Raw genomic sequence first — 20845 nt, forward strand, 5'->3', positions numbered from 1 at the left:
AATTTCAGGTAGAATAGCCGCCTGTTTTCGCTATATCAACTGACTATTCATGCGTTTAAAATCCCTAAAATTGGCAGGCTTCAAATCTTTTGCCAACCCAACGACCTTTACTTTTCGTCATGGCATCACTGCCATCGTCGGGCCAAACGGCTGCGGCAAATCCAATGTGATTGATGCCATCCGCTGGGTGCTGGGTGAGACCTCCGCCAAGCAGTTACGCGGCGGGGCGATGAGTGATGTCATCTTTGCCGGTACACAAGATAAAACGGCCAAGAGTGTTGCCAGCGTTGAGCTGACTTTTGAGCACACTCAAGATGAGCAGACGGGCATTCGCCACGAGTTTAACTTGTACCAAGAGCTGTCCGTTCGCCGTCAGGTAAATAAAGAAGGGCGCTCGGATTATTTTATCAATGGTACGCGCTGTCGCCGCCGCGATGTGGTCGATGTATTCTTGGGAACAGGGCTGGGTGCGCGCAGTTATGCGGTCATTGAGCAAGGCATGATTGGGCGGATTGTTGAGTCTAGCCCTGTACAGCTGCGTGAGTTTATTGAAGAGGCAGCTGGGGTCTCGCGCTATCAGGCGCGCCGCGAAGAGACGCAAAAGAAGCTTGAGAAAACAAGAGACAATCTAGCACGTCTGCACGACATGCAAGGCGAACTACTGCGGCAACAAAAAACACTGTCTAAACAAGCAGCAAGCGCGCAGCGTTACGAGGAAATCTCTCTCAGCTTGGCTGATATCGAGCAGCAGCTCGCTATTCAGCAGCTGTATCAAGCCAAGCATAATCAGCAGCAGCAAAAAATCATACATGAGCGCAGTGCTGCCGAAGTGTCAACATTGCAAGCCGACTATGACACGTTAAAAGCTCAGCAAGACAAGCTCACCGCTCGTATCAACCAAGAGCAGTGGCTCAAAGATGATGCCCAAAGCGCGCACTATCAGCAGCAGCTGGGCTACCAAACTGCCGAGCATCAATTGAGCGATGCCACTGCACAGCTGGCAGCCATTGAGCAGCAACTGTCTCACTTAGCGCAGCAGCGCGAGCAATCACTCGCTGATATTGAGCGGCTTAACGCTGAACAAGCTGAGCAGCAGCAAGCGCTAGAAGCGTTACGCCCACAGCTTGCTGAGCTGACTCACAAGCGCGATGACTACAAGCGTAATGAGCAACCATTGCAGCGCGCGTGGCACGACGCACAAAACCAGCTATCACGCTTGCAAGACAAGGCTCGAACGCTTGAGCAGCAGCAAGCGATTAATATCCAAGCACAAAAGCGACACCAGCAAAGCTATGATAAGTGGCAACGCCGCGAGCAAAATTGGCAAAACCTCTGGCAGCAATTGCAGCAGTCTATAGCGCCATCTACCAGTGCTAGTGCTGTTAGTGCCAGTGCTGATGCAAGTCAAACGCTAGCGCAGCAAGTCACTGAACTGAGCACAACGCTACAGCAGATTGAGCGTCAACGAGAGGGCGTGGACGAACGTCTGTCTGATATACAACCGCAAGCGCATCATTTGCAGCAGCGACTGAACACGCAGCAACGTGAGCTGAGCGATGATGAAAAGCGTCATGCACTACTGGCAGGCGAATACGACACGCTGCATCAGATATTGCATCCGAAACCTATAACGAACTCTCAAGACAAAGCAGCTGTAACAAATAATACCGATAGCGGCGTTGTAAATACACAGCAATTGGCTATTACGACGCTGCGTGAGCAGATTGAGCTGAGCGCGAAGGGTCAAGCGCACGCACAGCTGCTCGATAGTGTCTTGGCGTTATGGCTAGATAGCCATGTGCTGGTTGCTAACCAACGAGCTAACCAACAAGCTAATCAAATCAAGCAATCAGGCGTTAATAACGCTAATGGCGTTTCTCAAAAAGCCGATAGCTTATGGCAAGTAATTGAACATGACATTACTGATTTACTGACTTATCAAACCGCACAAAACACGCCAGCCAGTACAAAGGAAAAAACACTAACAACGGGTCATAGCCTATGGTTGCCTGCGAAACAAAACGATAGCAGTGATCATGCCTTTATTAGCGACTTACCAGATAGCTTAACTGACAAAGTATGGCCATTATCACATCTGATTGCTCAGCCTGCGCTTACGCTTTGGCAGCAGTGTTATCTATACACAGCGCAGTTTGAATCTGATAGCGAACATGATATTAACGTGTTTGCCGATGTCTTAAAATCATTACCGCCATCCGCGCTTCTGCTGACTGCCGATGGCTGGGTCATCAGTCGTCAAGGCACGCTTAATTTGAGTAAGCTCGCTGGCGCGCAAGACGATCAAAGCGAGGGTAGCAGTCAGTTTCTCACCCAGCGTTTGGCGCAGCGCACACGTTTGCAAACGCTAGAAGACTTGCTCGATGAGTTTGAGAGCAAAATCCACGATCGGCAAAAATCCATTGCAAAAGACCAGCGCGATTATGATGCACTGATGATTAGTCTAGAAGAAACACGCGCACAAGCTGAGCAATTAACCCGTGATAAGCATCAATACCAGCAACAACTGACCACACAGCGCGCTAATGCGGAGCGCTTGCAAGCAGATAGCCAACGCCTAAATGCTGACAAAGTGACGCTTGAGCAGGAAAAACAAGAACTTGCGCATGAGGCGCAGACACTTATTCATGAGCAGCAGAATATCGAACGCGAGATTGCCACGTTCACGCCGCAAATAGCAGAGGCACGAGCGACCAATCAGCAATTACAATCTGAGCGCAGCGAGCTAAACCGCACACGTCAAGCCGATGATGAGGCTTGGCAGGCACTGCAGCTACGTATTCAGCAGTACGAGATGCGCCTAGAGCATAGTGTTAGCAGTATGGCTCGTGCAACCGAGCAATATGATAAGTCATTAGAGAATGAGCAGAGTCTACAGACGCGTCATAAGCAGCAGCAAGCTAAACTGCCCGATCTGCAAGCCGCACTGCATAGCGCACAGACAACGCGTGATGAGCAGCAAGCGTTATTGAGTGAGCGTGATACTGCGCTCACGGCACTAAAGCAAGCGTATGCTGAGCAGCAGACGGCATTTGATACATTGCAAAATACCTTGCAAACGCAGCAAAGCGAGCTTGCACAGCACGCAACTGAGTTGGCACTGAGTGCCGCGCGTTTGGAGGATGCCAGTTCACATACACAAAGCGCTCTAGATGCTTATATTCGAGTGAGTGAGAAATACAAAGCGCAAGCAGAACAGCCTCAACAAACCATAAGTGTCTCAAACTTGCTGGCAGATTTTATCGCTCATGATCGCCGTGTGCGCCCAGACAAAATTGCTGAGCTGGAGTCCGAGCGCGCCAAGCTTGCGCAGCAATTAAGTAAGATTGGTGCTGTCAATCTGGCTGCCGTCGCAGAGTTGGCCGAGGTCAATGAGCGCTTGGAGCCACTCGCGCAGCAGACTACCGATATTGCCGCCAGTATGCAGACGTTGACTGAAGCGATTGCTTCGATCGATGAGACAACCAAGACGCTATTTATGCAGACGCTCGATGCAGTCAACAATGAGCTGGCCAATTTGTTTGCTAAAGTGTTTGGTGGCGGACAAGCCAGTCTGACGTTGAACACAGATGAGATGCCAGCCAACACGCCAAAGTCAGAGCAATGGCGGGCAGGGCTTACTTTGATGGCGCAGCCAAAGGGCAAGCGCAATAGTCGCTTAGCCGTACTCTCTGGCGGTGAAAAAACGCTGACCGCGCTTAGCCTGATTTTTGCGATATTTAAGCAGCATCCTGCGCCGTTTTGTGTACTTGATGAGGTCGATGCGCCGCTTGATGATGCCAATGTCGCGCGCTTTACTAGCCTGATTCATGAGCTGGCAGATGATTTGCAGTTTATCTTTATCAGTCATAACAAACTGACGATGCAGATCGCTGATGAGCTAAAAGGTATCACCATGCCAAGCGCCGGTATTTCTACCCTAGTCAGTGTGTCGCTCGATGAAGCCGCGCGTTATGTAGAGAGCTAAGACTAAAAAAGCCAAAACTAAAAGCGCTATGAGAATCAAAGCGATGCAAATATAATCAATCCATTGGCATAAATACAAATATGCTTGACCTCAGTCCAGCATACTGGTTATAAAGTACACAATGTGGTGACGACATGGGTCAGCCATGCTAGAATATTGCCATTTATGCTCGTTTGTGTATTCCCTTTTGTTATATATACTAGGATGTATTTATCATGACCGCTATTCAGTTTATATTGATTGCCATTGCCGCGTTTATCGTGCTCGCAGGGCTGTTTATGGTCATTCGCAGTTTTAAGCGCCGTAATGGTGCCGAAGCTGCTGCGGTCAATTATGATAAAAACGGTATTCCCATCATACCGCGTCATGAGCGCAATATCGTTGATCAGCCAGACTTTGATGATACCGTTGCTGGCGAGACGAGCATTGGCCCTGACCGCACTTATCTGAATGCTGTCGTTGAAGAAGAGCCATTGACGCAGACTCATACCAATGTCGATGCCCAGCTGACTGCTGAGCGCGACACTATGGCAGATGAAGATCATGACGTCATCGACAATGAGGACTATGCGCGCTGGCAAGAAGAGCAACGTCGCGCTGATAACGCTGAGTTTGTAGAAGCGGCTGATCAGATGCATATCGAGCAAGAGCCTGATGCGTTCTCTAGCCTCATGTCGGCAACAGATAGCTTGATGCCATCGATTGATACGGCAGAAGAGCCAAGCTTCGACAACAACAGCCCGATACTGGATCAGCATTTATCAGAGTCAGGCGATGACGCGCAAAACGGCCCCTTGATCAATGCCAAAGACAACATCAACATCACTATCTTGCCGCACCAATATCGCGATCGTCCAACCGCGATTATCCGTGGTCGTGACTTGCTAGCATTGATTGATAAATATGGTCTACGCTATGGCGCGATGAATATGTTCCATCGTTATGAGCAAAAAGACGGCACGGGTATGCTGTGGTTTAGCATGATGGGTATCACCGACAGTGGTATCGCGCCATTTGATCCGCATAGTGTCGCGACCAACACTTACAATGGTGTGGTCATGTTTTTGTCATTGCCACATCCACAAGCCGTGCGCAGCTTCGATAGCATGATGAGCATTGCTTATATGATGGCAAGCGATCTTGATGCGATTATGCTCGATGAAGAGAACCAACCAATCACGCCTGAATACAAGCAGCAGCTACGCAATCAAGTCCGTGACTATGAAGGCTAAAAGCTCAAAGACTTAAAAGCTAACAGCTAACAGCTAATGAGTATCAGAAATCATGTAAAGGGCAAATAGCGACTCACGTTATTTGCCTTTTTTAATGGGCTATAGTTTCTGCAAAAATCTAGAGTCGGTTCAAGATAATTTAGATACGAGGAAGGTGAGTGAAAGTACTACACATAGTAGACGGAGCGAGCCTAACACAGTAGCTGATTTATATAGGATTGACTATATCCGAGCCTCCTACAAACTTGTTATCATATCGGCATCTTGAATGACAAAAAAGACACCGACTATGACTGACGCTACCTCACCAAATAATTCTAAAAACCTATCTGCTCAAGTACAAAGTGCAACATCTAACATGGCCAGTTCGACCGATGATAGTACCAAAAACAGCACAGAGATCATCTCGCAAATGCGCACGCTTATCGAGTCGATAAAAACGCACAATTATGCTTACTATGTGCTGGATAATCCGATCTTAGAAGACAGTGAGTACGATCAACTGCGCCGCTCGTTGCTTGAACTCGAAGAAGCGTATCCAGACCTGATACAACCTGACAGTCCGATCAATCAAGTCGGCGATATGCCGCTCTCTGCCTTTACCCAAGTTACGCATGATATTCCGATGCTATCGCTCGGCAATGTCTTTGAATACGATGATTTGCGTGACTTTATGCGCCGTGTTAACGACCGCCTTAGCGTCTCACAGCAAAACCCTGAGTATGAGATGGAGCTAAAGCTGGATGGATTAGCCGTTTCATTAAAATATGAACACGGCAAATTTGTCCAAGCGGTCACGCGCGGTGATGGGCAGACGGGTGAGGACATTACCCAAAATGCCAAAACCATTCGTAATCTACCACTATGGATCGCCGATGCCGCTGATATCGAGCTGTTAGAAGTACGCGGCGAAGTACTGATGCCAAAAGCAGGGTTTGAACGTCTCAATCGATTGGCGGAAGAAAGCGAAGGTAAAACCTTTGCCAATCCACGCAATGCCGCTGCTGGTAGTTTGCGTCAGCTGGATCCCGCCATAGCAGCCAGTCGTCCACTGGCATTCTATGGCTATTCGGTCAATCAGGGTTTGCCTGAAAATATCAATACCCAATCAGGGGCGCTGGCGTGGCTCACCGAGCTTGGCTTCACGGTCAGCGCTGTAGAAGTGGTCGCCAATCCACGCGCCGCCCAGACGTATTATGAATCCGTGATAGAGGGTCGTGGCGATCTACCGTTTGAGATTGACGGTATGGTGATTAAGGTCAACAGCCTCGCTCTACAGCAGCAGTTAGGCTTTTTATCGCGTGAGCCGCGCTGGGCGACCGCCTATAAATTCCCTGCCGAAACCGTCATGACGCGTCTAAACGATATCGAATGGCAAGTTGGACGGACAGGGCAAATCACGCCAGTTGGCAAGCTCGAACCCGTCAAAGTCGGCGGCGTCACCGTCAGCAATGTCACCTTGCATAACTTTGGTGAGATTCAACGCTTGGATGTGCGCGCAGGCGATATGGTCAGCGTACACCGTGCAGGTGATGTCATCCCCAAAGTCACTCGTGTCTGGCACGATCAGCGCTCAGCCGATAGCACGCCAGTAACCTTACCTTCAGCTTGTCCTGTCTGTGACTCGCCTGTTGTCTTGCCAGAAGATGAAGCGTTGGCACGCTGTACGGGTGGGCTATTTTGCCCAGCGCAGCAGACTGAGGCGCTCATTCATTTTGTCTCGCGTCGTGCGATGGATATCGATGGGCTTGGCGCGAGTTGGCTCATTAGCTTCTTTGAACATGGTTTGGTCAAAACGGTTGCTGATATCTATCAGTTGCACAACCATGCGGATGAGATGGTCACCTTTGAAAAACTGGGTGAAAAATCGGTCCAGAATATCATTAATGCTATTGAAGCCAGCAAGCATACGACATTGGCTCGCTTTATCTATGCACTAGGTATTCGCGGTGTGGGTGAAGGCACAGCACAGAACTTTGCGCAGCAATTTGGTGATCTTGACGCATTAATGGCTGCCGATATTGAGACCTTGATAAAAACGCCAGATGTCGGCGAAATCACTGCCGAGCTGACCCATAAGTTCTTCCGCGCGCCGCACAATATCGAAGTGATTAATTCGTTGCTTGAAGCAGGCGTGCATTGGGATAAAGTCGAGCAAGTCGCATCCGAAGGGCTGCCGCTCGATGGGCAAACGTGGGTCATCACGGGCGCGCTCGATAGCATGGCGCGCGATGAAGCAAAAGCCAAACTACAAGCACTCGGTGCAAAAGTCTCAGGCAGCATCTCGGCAAAAACTACGGCGCTACTGGCAGGCGAAAAGGCTGGCTCTAAACTGACCAAAGCGGAAAAACTGGGTGTTAAAGTGGTGGGTGAAGATGAGTTTTTGGCGTTGGTTAAGGAGTAGGGTATGAGTATTGATGACATGGAAGGTCTGGACGAAGCGACTCGCAAAGAGATTGAAGAGTTGCAGAAAGTGACGCGAGAGAAAGATGGGGATGAAGCTTTTGCAGAGGCTCAAGCTACTATTGGAGGATTCTTGATAAAAAAGAAGAAACCTGAAAAAGCTATAGAAGCTTGGTCTAAGGTTGAGCGTTCAGATAACTCAAACTTGTATGCTAAGTTACAAATTAATATTGGAATAGCTTTTAGAGAATGTGGAAATATTGAAAATGCTTTAAAGTCATGGCGTAATGTAACTCGCTTAGATGATCAGGAAGTTTATGCACACGCGCAGTTTTACATTGGACTTGCATTAAAAGAAAATGGTGATGATAGAGAAGCTATACAAGCTTGGAATAATATAAAACATACGGATCATCTGGAGCTGTATGCTAAAGCAAAGCTTAATATTGGACTTGCATTAATTGAGCAACAAGATAATGAAAATGCTGTAATAGCTTGGGAAAAAATAAAGCATTCTGATAACCCAGCATTATATGCTAGTGCACAAATTAATATTGGTAACGTCTTAAAGAGAAATCAAGATAATCAAGGTGCCTTGCAGGCATTCTACAATGTCAAACGAGAAAGTGATCCAATAGCATTTGCTCACGCACAATTTAATATAGGTGCTATATTACAAGAATTGGGAGACAATAATAAAGCAATAGAAATATGGGAAAAAATTATACCTTTAGATGATCCAGAAGTGCATGCCAAAGCGCAATTTAACATAGGCATTACTTCATACAATAATGGTGACAAAGAATTTGCCTTAGCAATATTGGAAAGTATCAATCGTGAAGATAATTCTAATGCATATGCAAAAGCTCAATATGTAATTGCTAAAATACTAAAAGAGAGAAATAATTATGGAGATGCGCTTAAAGCCCTATGTAGTATAGAGCAATCTGATGATCCAGAAACCTATGCTCATGCAGAACTCGTTATTAATTCTTTATTAGATGAAGTAGGAAATCACACAAGTTCACTAGAAGCATTGCGTAGAATTAAACATCAAGATAGTTCTGCAGCTTATTCCTTAGCACAATGGTTGATTGGATCTGATTTTGAGAGAAATGGGAATATAGAAGAAGCTATCAAGAGGTGGAGTATTATAAATTATTTAGATAATCCACAAGTATATGCATTTTCTCAATACCAGACTGGACTATTATTAATTCGTGATCATATATCAAAAAAATACAAAGATGCTGAACAAGCTTTTACTAATTCTGAATCAACCTATCCTTATGAGTCATATTGCTACAGAAAAATATGTGAGTTATTAACAACTCCAGAGACGAATAATTTTGGTCTAATTTCATTAAATTTATTAGACACAGTATTAAACATAGTTAATATTTTAACTTTAGACTTTGATAGTCACGCTGATGAAGAAAAGCCTTTTGAAAGAAAGCTTGCTCATTATACTTCGACATATACTTGCAACTTGCTATTGGGTAATGAGCAGAAGGAGATAGCTCCGAGCTTGTTCAGACTGAATACAATTAATAATGTTAATGATCCTAGTGAAGGTCAATTACTTATTAGAAAGCTGAAAGGTATAAAAGATAATAATTTTACTGCATTAGATTTCAATGAAGAATTCCACGCTTTTATAAGCTGTTTCACTTTCAACCATGACAGTCTTAATCAGTTTAGACTTTATGGTAAGCAAGATAACAAAGAAGCTTCTGGAATGAGCTTGGTGTTTAAAAAAGAATTTTTCCAGTCTCAGAACTTCGTAGGAGGACTATCTCATTTATCAGTTGAGAACACTTCAAAAATTATTAAAAATATTTCAATTATAAATGATACGAAACTAGATAACACAAAGGTGCAAGCATCTGAAGATAATAAGATAGTTAAATACTCAGTGATGAGGTGCGTTTATTTAGACCCAGCATCAGAGTATTTTCATTTAGCACAACGAAATCGTTTAACGTTTTTTCGTGAATTTGGTGAGAAAAGAATAATAAAAAACGGTACAGAGCAGTCTCAAGCTGAATATGAGTGGGGTCTTTATAGAGACTATATGGCAATAATAACTAGCAAATTTGAAACTGCTTATAACAGCCTAAAGACTATCTATACAGAAGTAGAAACAGAAATTAGAAATCTAAAGCTTACACTTACTAGCTCAATATATAAAGAGTTAATCATATTACTAGACGAGATACTTTTGCCTTTAAAATATCTCATCAAACATTCAGCATTTCGTGAGGAGCAAGAATGTAGGATGATTTATATCACTTCAGTTGATAGGCCTGAAGTGACAATGGAGTATGGTAGTTTTCTATATGTCGAGTATGAACCTAGCGTTAAAGATCATCTCGATAAAATTTATATAGCTCCTGCTGCGCTTCATCATAAACGTTACTTCGACCACATTCTAAAAGATGTTGATGTACCAGTTGAGGTATCAGGTAATGTATTTCGATAGTTGTTGCCAGTTACTTTCTTATTAAAAATCATAAATAATATGGATGCTGACTCATTGTCTATGGCTGTTTATTCTTCTATAGGTCATCATCCATATATATGTCAACTTTCTACTCCACTATCTCACTATGCGCTTTTGCATCACCTTTCTTACCATCAGGTTTAATCACAATAGGTAATACCAACCCTTTGGCAAAGTCATCAGACAGCACATAATCATAGCGACTGGCAGCGACATCGGGCGTGGTGTGAATGACCAGTGTCATCTCGTTGCCATCGGTCAGCTCATGTGAGACATAGGTTTCGCTCAGCTGATCCAAGGCTTTGGATAGCGCTTCGTTACTTGCCATACTGATAGTGAGATTGTGCTGCGCCGTGGCAAGATCGACATCGAAGTACTCTGCATAATCACGGACGTTTTGACTATCAATCGCAAACGGATACTTATAATTGGTGGGATCGGCAGGCTTTGTCCCGCTATCGACTAACGACCAGTCTATCTGATCGGCTGCGGGTGTTGACGAGTCTGATGCGGTCGCCGCTGTTTCGGAGGCTTGGTTGGGGGTTTCGGTGCTATTATCACAGCCTGTTAGCGTCCACATGCTAGCAGTTGCGATTACTATCATCGTTATCAGACGCGTCGCCATCGGGTTATCCTTTTTATTATTGATCATCATTAATATGTGCTAACGGCTATTTTGACAGCTTTCTTGATGGTTCTCTAGCGAAATGAGATAAACAAGTCATGGTTATAAAAATATCAGATAGACAGGATTTATAAAAAGCACGCATAAAAAAACAGCCACTCTAGGGTGACTGTTTTATTTTTTATAGATTTCTGCTTATCTTTGATTGATTAGAGTTGGCAGTTTACTTTATATTCCTGACCGCTCGCCCATTTCATCGCAAAAATACCTTTGTCTCCTTTCATATGCCATGCATAGACTGCTTTTGGATTTGAGTCGTTGACATAGCTTGCGACGTCACCTTTTACATCACCGTTTAAGACGAGCTTTTGCTCTGTCCATTTTACTTTAGGTAAGGTGGCATTGAGCATGACTTGTTTTTTGTTAATAGACTGCTTTGCCATGATGGTGCTGCCATCGGTACAGGTATACGGGGCGGCTGCCATGCGATCATAAGCGGCAGTGACTTTTTCTGGTGCAGGGGTATCAGTCGTCTCTGGCGTGGTAGGGGCAGTAGTCGCACAAGCGCTCAGTAAGGCAAGCGCAGGTAAGGCAGTTGCAATTTTAGTGATGGTATTCATCGTTCTCTCCAAAGTATTACTGGTGTCATTTACTTGTTCTTAGTAATGCGTTTAGCATATGAGGCTTATAGTAGCGAAAACGAAGTATTGCCGTGTTAGAAATTGTTCATTACCTATTAGCTTCGTTACCCAATCGCTGACTAATGTAACTTACCATCGCCAACACATTGAAAGATAAACGATAATCATTTGAATTTTATACATCAATAAGTCAGATAAAAAAGCACCTATCAACTGAGCGCTGATAGGTGCTTTTTTTTATGGGTTTAATACGGCCTACGTTTAGACCGTATTTTTATACTATTTTATATCGTCAAAGCGATGCTTTACACAGTAGCTTCTCAACACGCTATTTGGTTTTACGCGGTGGCAGACCTGTATGCTGAGTCTGGAAGTTGCCTTTGCTGACTCTTTTCTTGGTATTTTTGCTGCCAGTATTTTTACCCGCTGCGCCTTTAGCTGTTGCATTAGGGTTTGACGAGTTGTTGCTACGTTTCACTGAATCATTGCCAAGGCGGCTGTTCTTTTTGCGTGCTGACTGGTAGCTGTCTTGCGCCGCGTCACGCCCTTCCAAACTAGCATTGAAAGGTGGAATCAAACAACCGCGGTTTTTACCGATCAAGTCACTACGGCCCATGTCTTGTAACGCTTTACGCAATAGTACCCAGTTTTTTGGATCATGATAGCGCAGGAATGCTTTATGTAGTTTGCGCTGCTTGCCAGATTTGACAATATCCATGTCACCTTCACTACGGCTGATCTTATGTAGTGGGTCTTTGTGCGTGTGATACATGGTGGTCGCAGTCGCCATCGGGCTTGGATAGAATGCCTGTACTTGATCAGCGCGATAGCCATGACTTTTTAGCCACAGCGCAAGGTTCATCATATCTTCATCTTTCGTACCCGGATGGGCGGCGATGAAGTAAGGAATCAGATATTGCTCTTTGCCCGCTTCTTGACTGTACTGTTCAAACATCGCTTTGAATTGATCGTAGCTGCCCATGCCCGGCTTCATCATTTTTGACAGCACGCCTTCTTCAGAGTGCTCAGGGGCAATCTTGAGGTAACCGCCGACATGATGGCTGACCAGTTCTTTGACGTATTCAGGATCTTTTACCGCCAAGTCATAACGCAGACCAGACGCGATAAGGATTTTTTTCACGCCTTTAATATCACGAGCTTTACGATATAACTTAGTTAAGTTGCTGTGATCAGTCAGCAAGTTTTCGCAGACATCAGGATAGACACAAGAGGGCTTACGGCAGTTCTTTTCAATGGTCTCGTCTTTACAGCTCAGACGATACATATTGGCCGTTGGTCCACCAAGGTCAGAGATCACGCCAGTGTAGTTAGGTGCGGTATCGCGAATCGCTTCTACTTCGCGCAAGATTGATTCTTCTGAGCGGTTTTGGATAATACGGCCTTCGTGCTCAGTGATCGAGCAGAACGTACAACCACCAAAACAGCCACGCATGATATTGACCGAAAACTTAATCATGTCATAAGCAGGGATACGCGCATCGCCATAGCTTGGGTGCGGCAGGCGCGCATACGGCAAGTCAAACACATAGTCCATCTCTTCGGTTGAGAGTGGAATCGGTGGCGGATTGAGCCAGACGTCGATTGAGGTATGCGAGTTACCTGCACCGCTGCTATGACGCTGCACGAGCGCGCGAGCGTTACCTGGATTGGTCTCTAAATGCAAGATACGGTTGGCGTGGGCATAGAGTACAGGGTCAGATTTGACATGCTCATAATCAGGCAGACGAATCACCGTTTGCTCACGTGGCGGCATCTTGATTTTATGCTTACGGGCAGTTTTTGGCTTATTAAACGCATTATCAAAGCCGCGCATCTGTACCACTTGGGTATCAGTGTCTACTTGGTCGGCATTAATGACTTTGTCAGTGACTGGCTCAGCGACAAAACCCTGATACTGTGATGACATGGATGACGGCATTGCTTGCCCGACAGGCGAGTCCGATGGTTTGTTCTGCTCAATTGAGCAGCTATCAACGTCTTCAGTCATGACATAAGGGTTGATGATCGGATCGACACGGCCAACGGTATCGACATCGTTACTCGCGACTTCAGTCATATCCGCTTGCCAATGACGGCGAGTCGGAGTCAATAAGTAAGCCGTACCACGCAATTTACTCATTTGCTCAAAGCTATAGCCTTTTGACAGACCATGTACCACATCGACGATGGCACGCTCAGCATTACCATAGAGTAAGACATCCGCACGCGCATCCAGCAGGATACTACGGCGCACTTTGTCTGACCAATAATCATAATGGGCGATACGGCGTAAGCTACCCTCGATACCGCCCAAGATAATCGGCACATCAGGATAGGCTTCACGGCAGCGCTGGCTATAGACGATAGCCGCGCGGTCAGGGCGTTTGTTGGCCACGTTGCCAGGAGAGTAGGCATCATCACTACGGATTTTACGATCGGCTGTATAGCGGTTGATCATGCTGTCCATGTTGCCAGCGGTCACGCCGTACGCATAGACAGGCTTACCAAGCTCCATAAAGGCGTCTTTGCTCTTCCAATCTGGCTGCGCGATGATACCGACGCGAAAACCCTGTGACTCAAGCAGTCGACCGATAATCGCCATACCAAAGCTTGGGTGATCGACATAAGCATCACCTGAGATGATGATGACGTCACACGCATCCCAGCCCAGATCGTCCATTTCCTTACGGCTCATTGGCAGGTAAGGCGCAGGCTCGTAGCAGCTCGCCCAGTGTTTGTCATAATCATAAAGTGGCTTGGTGCCTTGTTTAAAGGCAGTGCGGGCGATGGTATCGGCAGACATGGGCGGACCTGTTAATTAGAAAAATGGCACTAAAAATACAACCCTTATACATCACTGATGATAAAGGCTGATTTAAAAGCGCTCATTTTAACATGAATCACCTTCACTATGCGACCTATTATATGAGTGGTGATTGCCGATAAGTTATTGATAGCGTGAGATAAACTTCTTATGCAAAGTAAGCTGCTAGCCTAGCAGAATAATGGTAAAAATGGTTTCAGCAGAACTGTCATATCGTCGCAAGTATGGTTGTTAAAGTACAGTTATCAAAGTATGGGTTTGGCCAGTACTGATCATTTGTTTTCTCATGTTTGTTAGCCGTTCTAATTTTCATCCATAGCTTTTGGCATAGCTTTTGCTCCAACCCCGTTAGGGCTTATTTGTGTGCATTCGTGAGTGAAAATGGTGCACCGATAAAAATTGAACGGATAGATAAGTGTTTGGAGATAAAATGAGAACATCATCTGTTGGGCTGGATGTATTGGAGAAGCTACTCAAGTCATCACTAGGTAAGATATTAGCGCTCAGTACGCTACTGTTTGGCACGATAGCTAGTGCACAAGCTGCGGAAGCAGACACATTGACGGTGGCGCAGCTACTCGAATATCAAAACATTGCTTGGATTATTTGGGGCGGGGTATTGGTGTTCTTTATGCAGGCAGGTTTTGCACTACTAGAGAGCGGCTCCGTGCGTGCCAAGAACGCGGTAAACGTGATGATGAAGAATTACACCGACATGTGTATCGGTGGTCTGGCATTTTATTTGGTGGGCTTTGGGTTGATGATGGGTACTAACCATTCGGGGTTTGTCGGGACTGATCATTTTATGCCAGTCAATCTGTCTAATATGGACTGGGCGCTGATGTTCTTTCAGATGATGTTTGCAGCGACAGCGGTGACCATCGCTAGTGGTGCCATGGCAGAGCGTGTCTCGTTTATCGGCTATGCAATCGCTGCCTGTTTGATCTGCCTATTTATCTATCCTGTGTTTGCCAGTTGGGTATGGGGTGGGTATTTCGGCGGGTCTGGTTGGCTAGCTGAGCTTGGCTTTATCGATTTTGCTGGGTCGACCGTCGTGCATTCTATCGGGGGGTGGTTGGCACTGGCAGGCATCTTAATCATTGGGCCAAGGCTGGGTCGATTTGCGCCTGATGGTACGCCAAGACTCATCGCAGGTCACAACATGACGCTATTGGCGCTTGGCGGGTTTATATTATGGTTTGGTTGGTTCGGCTTCAATGCTGGATCGACGTTATCTATCACGGGCAATATCGGTCTAATCGCCGTCAATACTTTTATCGCTGCGGTCAGTGCGGTGGTGAGCTACATGCTGATTGCTCGGATAATGAGCAAAGCCATTTTGCTGAGCGATAGTGTCAATGCCAGTTTGATTGGTCTGGTATCCATCACGGCAGGCTGTGCCACCACCACGCCTGTTTTTGCCGTTGTCATCGGTGCAGTCGCCTCCGTGGTCTATATTTTATCCACACAAGCATTATTGAAGCTCAAAATAGATGACGTGGTATCAGCGGTGGCAGTGCATGGATTCGGCGGTGCATGGGGCACACTCGCGGCTGGACTGTTTTATACAGGGGACTTATTTAATTTATCACGGCTGGGCGTACAAGCGCTAGGCGTGGGTGTGGCGTTAGCTTGGGGATTAGGGTTAGGTCTGGTGATGTATAAGCTGATTGATATGAGCTTTGGATTAAAAGCCAGCCGCTTACATGAGCAGCGTGGTCTTGATTATACTGAGCATGCAGAGCTTGGGTATCCTGAGTTTCAAAAGCAAATGTTCGATACTAAAAGTTTAACAGAGCGGCATTTATAGGAGAGAGCTGATGAATATTGATACTCAATCCGTCGATCAAACCGTGTCCGCAATGGCAGAGGTACTGTCAGGGTACTTACATCCTGAAGAGGTGCGCCTGCTCAAGAGGCAGTGGCAACAGTACTCAACAGTCTCTGTCAAAATGATGCAGCAATGCATCTTGGATGCGACAAGGCGATATCCTGAACTACAAAATCACAAATCTAAAATTCGTAAAGGCTTTTGGGCTACGTTGCAAGCGGACAGTCAGCAGGCAGTGGAGTCCGACAGTCACAATGGCCATAACGAGACAATCAATGTACCCGTACCTATCTCTGAGTCCGTTCTTGCATTTTATACCGTGATAGAAGCGCTGCGCAGTCAGCTAACGGCAGCAGACAGTCGCAGCTTTTTTCATAGTATGCACCAAAATGTTTCGCAAGAACGCACCTTCAAAGGGCATCACATCAATATCAATCAGTTTTTGGAAGGTAATCGTTCACCTGTACCGGACAATGAGCACCTTTTAAATCATTTGATGCAGCTTGCTTATGTCTGTTTGTGTGATGTTACTGGTCCCGTGGAGGCTGATGAGATACTGTTTCAAGCAGCCCAAACGGCCAAGCAGAGTTATCCAAAAGCCGTCGTCGAAAAATTATTTTAGCGTATCAAGTGAGCACGTTACGAGCAAGTACGGATATCGCTTTGTAACGTGCCTTATGGTTTCAGGTGAGCAGTGCGTTGGCTGATAGCTTTTAATTATCTAATAGCTGAAGCGGGAAAGTCACCACGTCAAAAGCAAGGGCAAAGGGAAGTAGCACCAGTTTTTGCGCACTATTTGGTCCATGACGTTTTGTGTTTTTTTGCTGGGTTTGAGTATAAAAGCTTACTGTATAAGGCTTGGTTAAAGCGCGATAATTTGACTGAATCAAGCTCAAGTTACTCACTTGCGGATATATGGCGCCTTTAACGGGGACATTAAAACAAAAGCGCTGGGCATCAATACGTTGGTCACTGGCTGAGGTGCATTCCCGGCCATTATTTTGTAAAAAGAACTGATAATCTGAGCGTCCAAACTCGTCTTTTAGTTTGGCGTAAGACAGCCTCATTTCTCCTTGGAAATATCCATCGTTATTGGGTACATAAAAATTCATGTCATTGTCAACGTGGATGTTTTTTTGCGTCAGATTGCTGAGTAAATTAATCATCTCAGTCCCACCTTGGGTGAGTACGTAGCTGTTTTTTTCACCAACGATAACCATTGTTGCATTTGGCGTTTTGGGTAATGCCTGCGCAGGACGACCAAAGGCAATAATTTGGTCTTCTGATAATGTTTGTTTAGTAGTGAGGACATGGTTATTACTTTCTAGCAACGAGCTGGTCGCACAGCCTGACATTGCAAGCATTGAAGCCAGTATGGTTCCTGTTATCAATGCTTTTGGGCTTATTTGATTTAGAGTGCTGTACCTGCTGTTTGTTTTATGAGGGTAGTCTGGTTGAGAGGTCATGCTCAGGCTTCCTTGTCTACTACAGTGAATAAAAATTGCTAATATTATCCAACTTATGTTAGTTTTTTACAAGTTTTGAATGCAGTTTAAACACTAATTATTAATAAAAAAGCTGATACTTACTCATACAGATAGATATATTTAGTCTAAGGTAATCTTGGTTCCACTCTTGGTAAAGTTCATCACAAACTGACTTTTAAAGTTGCGTACATTATTTTCGTAAGTCAGCAAGCTACGGGTGAACTGGTGGTAGTCGCTCATATTTTTGGCATTGACCATCAGCATAAAATCAAAATCGCCAGATACTTCATAACAGCTCATCACTTGCGATTGTACGTCCATCAAGCGCTCAAATCGATGCTGCATCGACGTATTAGAGCGCTCCATTTCTATCATTACCACTGCGGTCAGACCATAGCCCACTTTATTGGGATTAACGATGGCGACTTGCTTTGTAATCACGCCGCTGTCTATCAATGCTTGAATACGGCGCTGAGCTGTCGCAATAGACACGTGCGCTCGTTCTGCAACAGTTTTAAGCGGTAATGTCGCATCGTCTTGTAACAGATTTAAAATGGCTTTATCAGTGCTGTCTAGAATATGGCTCATAATAATGTACCTTCATGAATTGTTATTGCTAGGTTATTGATTATAAATATTATCACTAATAATTTAAATTTAAGAAAATAGTTATTTATATGACATTATTTTGATAAATTTATCCATAAATAAGTTTTTATAGAAATAATATATCAAAGCACCCTAGTAAAATAGTCCGTACCAATCAGAGCTGCTTTAAAAAAAAGAGCTAGCAATTGTTTTTTTATCATCTATTAATAGCTAGGGTGCTTATCATGTCTATCTCAATGCTCTCCAATGTATTCGCTAATGCGCTAGCAACCACTGCTTCACGTTTGCCATTGCCTGCGATTTGGACGACTGGTAACGCGCAGCAACGGACGTTGATGTTGGGAGTATCATTTGCCATCTTATCCAATATCTTGTTTGGCGTGCTCTATGCATACAGCAGCTTTCTGACGCCTTTGTCAGGCACGCAAGTGTTTATCTGGCGGATGCTAGCAATGTGGGCTGTGCTGGTCGGTTACTTATTGGTGAGCGGTAGACTGAGTAGGCATATTGATAAGTTGTGTGCGCTGCGTTCGGTCAAACAGTGGGCGTGGCTGCTACTACCCACACCGATATTTTTGAGTCAGCTTTGGCTATTTATGTGGGCACCAGTCAATGAGCAGGGCGTCCAAACTGCCATGGGGTATTTTTTGTTCCCACTCATGATGGTGGTGTTCGGTTGTCTGCTGTTTGGCGAAAAGCTCAGCCGTCTACAATGGTTGGCGGTTACATTTGCGGCGGTAGGGGTGTTTAGTGAAATCATTCGTACGCAGAGTGTTTCTTGGGCGACATTGTGGGTGTGTGGTACTTATCCGATATATTATATCGTGCGTAGATTCCAAGGCATTGACGCCATTACAGGTATGCTAGTCGATCTGACCTTGTTTGCCCCATTTGCGCTTGGTTACTTGTACTTTTTTGCACCTAGCAATTTGGCGATGGTAGCAGGGTCTGGATTTTTGATCATGATGTTAGTTGGTCTTGGCGTTTTGAGTATCCTAGCAATGAAAACCAATATTGATGCCAGCCAAATGCTTCCAGTCAATGTCTATGGCATGATGAGTTATATAGAACCTGCTTTGCTATTTATATTGGCGGTGACGGTGCTCGGTAATCCGTTTGAATCAGCGATGATTTATAGCTATGGGTTGATCTGGTTAGGTATTGCTTGTTTGATTGCTCATGGTATAAAGCAGCTTCGCGCTCGTAAAAGTGTGCCATTGGCGATCAAAGGACAGGCCGCGTAATTAGCTAGTATGGTAGTTAATGAGTATTGTCAGTCACGAGTGTCAACAGTTAATAGTTATAAGCATTAATAAGGTACAAAAAAGACGGCTCAATATTTACTGAGCCGTCCTTTTTGACATATAGACTAAATAACGCTTAATCTAAGTGCTGTTTGAAACCACGCTGCTTATCACGTTCCCAGTCACGATCTTTTAGTGTCTTACGTTTGTCATGCTGCTTTTTACCCAGTGCTAGACCAATTTGGCACTTCACTAGCGAGTTTTTCCAGTAGCAAGACAGCGGTACGCAGGCATAACCTTTTTGATTGATTGCTCCAGACAGTTTCTCGATTTCACGGCGATTGAGCAGCAGCTTACGTGTACGAATACTGTCTGGACTAACGTGCGTTGAGCTCGACAGTAATGGCTGAATGTGCGCACCAAACAAGAAGGCTTCGTTATTGCGAAATATAACGTACGCTTCAGTGATGGTCATTTTTCCTGCACGGATAGCTTTCACTTCCCAGCCTTGTAGCGCCAATCCCGCTTCAAAGGTTTCTTCGATAAAATATTCATGACGCGCTTTTTTATTGGCGCAAATCTGATTATCAGGTTTTTTTGATTTTTTTGACATAATTTCTCCATAAGGATTGCCTAAAAACACAGGCGCCTTATTTGACCAGTCCTACTAATTCCTCATCTTAACCCATTCAATGCTATTGAATTTTATTTGGATTATAAGTCAGATGAGTCGAACCGCCTATTGTATCAAAGCCTCTGGTGAAAAGGTAAATCGGCTGTTAGGACAAATGTAGCAGATAAGTATTAAGTTTGAGCAAAATTTGCTAGCATATGGCCTAATATTACCGATTATATCAGTCATGCTATGAGCCACTCTATTTCTCCCAATTCCTCAAAGCTACATACCAAAATCTTATACCCTGGTACCTTTGATCCTATTACCAATGGTCATGTAGATTTGGTCACACGCGCCGTCAAGCTATTTGATGAAGTCGTTATCGCGGTTGCCTCAGGCCATCACAAAAAACCCTTGTTCAATTTTGAAGAGCGTGTTGCTTTGGTCGAAACCGTGTTTGCAGACTTACCGCAAGTATCTGTCATTGGTTTTGAAGGGCTGCTTGTTGACTTTATGCGTGAAAAAAACGCCACTGCAGTTTTGCGTGGCTTACGTGCAATGTCAGATTTTGAGTACGAGTTTCAGCTAGCCAATATGAATCGTGAGCTTGATGAAAACTTTGAGGCGGTGTTTCTGACCCCATCTCAAAACTACTCCTTTATATCATCTACCATGATTCGCGAAATCGCCAAGCTTGGCGGTGACGTCAATAAATTCGTTCCACCCTGTGTTTTGCAAGCATTCGACAAAAAGTTAAATATTAAATAAAAGATGTTGCATCAAAGATATGCTGCTAGCACTTGCTAAAACAGTAAGGAGCAGCCATATATGACTGATATAAGCAA

Annotated in this window: 14 protein-coding genes; 8 read left to right on the top strand and 6 right to left on the bottom strand. The window is 45.0% G+C overall.

Features of this window, described 5'->3' with window-relative positions:
- The first annotated feature begins 49 nt into the window (after positions 1–49).
- From I3255_RS02290 to I3255_RS02305, 4 genes are all read left to right on the top strand, one after another.
- Positions 50–3985, top strand: coding sequence for an AAA family ATPase (locus I3255_RS02290; protein WP_238036392.1), 3936 nt, complete (start codon positions 50–52; stop codon positions 3983–3985).
- A gap of 215 nt (positions 3986–4200) precedes the next feature.
- Positions 4201–5217, top strand: a complete 1017-nt coding sequence (locus I3255_RS02295; RefSeq protein ID WP_238036394.1) for a cell division protein ZipA C-terminal FtsZ-binding domain-containing protein — start codon at positions 4201–4203, stop codon at positions 5215–5217.
- A gap of 289 nt (positions 5218–5506) precedes the next feature.
- Complete coding sequence (gene ligA, locus I3255_RS02300) at positions 5507–7621, top strand: NAD-dependent DNA ligase LigA (RefSeq protein WP_238036396.1); 2115 nt, start codon at positions 5507–5509, stop codon at positions 7619–7621.
- A gap of 3 nt (positions 7622–7624) precedes the next feature.
- A complete protein-coding gene (locus I3255_RS02305; protein WP_238036398.1) occupies positions 7625–10102 on the top strand; it encodes a tetratricopeptide repeat protein in 2478 nt (825 codons plus the stop codon).
- A gap of 109 nt (positions 10103–10211) precedes the next feature.
- Here I3255_RS02305 and I3255_RS02310 read toward each other — a convergent pair whose 3' ends face one another.
- The 3 genes from I3255_RS02310 to I3255_RS02320 form a co-directional block, all read right to left on the bottom strand.
- Positions 10212–10778 (bottom strand): hypothetical protein, encoded by a 567-nt coding sequence (locus I3255_RS02310; protein WP_238036400.1) that lies wholly within the window; start codon positions 10776–10778, stop codon positions 10212–10214.
- A gap of 179 nt (positions 10779–10957) precedes the next feature.
- Positions 10958–11368 carry a hypothetical protein gene (locus I3255_RS02315; protein WP_238036402.1) on the bottom strand — a complete coding sequence of 137 codons (411 nt, stop codon included), beginning with the start codon at positions 11366–11368 and terminating at the stop codon, positions 10958–10960.
- A 349-nt stretch (positions 11369–11717) separates the two neighbouring features.
- Positions 11718–14192: a YgiQ family radical SAM protein gene (locus tag I3255_RS02320; protein ID WP_238036404.1), complete on the bottom strand. Its 2475-nt coding sequence runs from the start codon at positions 14190–14192 to the stop codon at positions 11718–11720.
- 451 nt (positions 14193–14643) lie between these two features.
- Between I3255_RS02320 and I3255_RS02325 the strand changes: the two genes are divergently transcribed.
- Positions 14644–16023, top strand: a complete 1380-nt coding sequence (locus I3255_RS02325) for an ammonium transporter (RefSeq protein ID WP_238036405.1) — start codon at positions 14644–14646, stop codon at positions 16021–16023.
- Positions 16024–16033: 10 nt separating this feature from the next.
- Positions 16034–16666, top strand: a complete 633-nt coding sequence (locus I3255_RS02330; protein ID WP_238036406.1) for a hypothetical protein — start codon at positions 16034–16036, stop codon at positions 16664–16666.
- A 91-nt stretch (positions 16667–16757) separates the two neighbouring features.
- On the opposite strand, the gene I3255_RS02335 is transcribed toward I3255_RS02330, so the two are convergent.
- Positions 16758–17510 (bottom strand): hypothetical protein, encoded by a 753-nt coding sequence (locus I3255_RS02335; RefSeq protein ID WP_238036407.1) that lies wholly within the window; start codon positions 17508–17510, stop codon positions 16758–16760.
- A 141-nt stretch (positions 17511–17651) separates the two neighbouring features.
- Positions 17652–18119, bottom strand: coding sequence for an Lrp/AsnC family transcriptional regulator (locus I3255_RS02340; protein ID WP_238036408.1), 468 nt, complete (start codon positions 18117–18119; stop codon positions 17652–17654).
- Between the two features lie 245 nt (positions 18120–18364).
- Between I3255_RS02340 and rarD the strand changes: the two genes are divergently transcribed.
- On the top strand, positions 18365–19384 hold the full coding sequence (gene rarD / locus I3255_RS02345) for an EamA family transporter RarD (protein WP_238036409.1): 1020 nt from the start codon (positions 18365–18367) through the stop codon (positions 19382–19384).
- Between the two features lie 136 nt (positions 19385–19520).
- Here rarD and smpB read toward each other — a convergent pair whose 3' ends face one another.
- Positions 19521–19997, bottom strand: a complete 477-nt coding sequence (gene smpB / locus I3255_RS02350; RefSeq protein WP_057758370.1) for an SsrA-binding protein SmpB — start codon at positions 19995–19997, stop codon at positions 19521–19523.
- Positions 19998–20249: 252 nt separating this feature from the next.
- Here smpB and coaD point away from each other — a divergent pair, with 252 nt between their 5' ends.
- Positions 20250–20768: a pantetheine-phosphate adenylyltransferase gene (coaD, locus tag I3255_RS02355; protein ID WP_102078894.1), complete on the top strand. Its 519-nt coding sequence runs from the start codon at positions 20250–20252 to the stop codon at positions 20766–20768.
- Positions 20769–20845: the final 77 nt, after the last annotated feature.

The sequence above is a fragment of the Psychrobacter sp. Ps6 genome (assembly GCF_022129235.1).
Lineage (GTDB): Bacteria > Pseudomonadota > Gammaproteobacteria > Pseudomonadales > Moraxellaceae > Psychrobacter.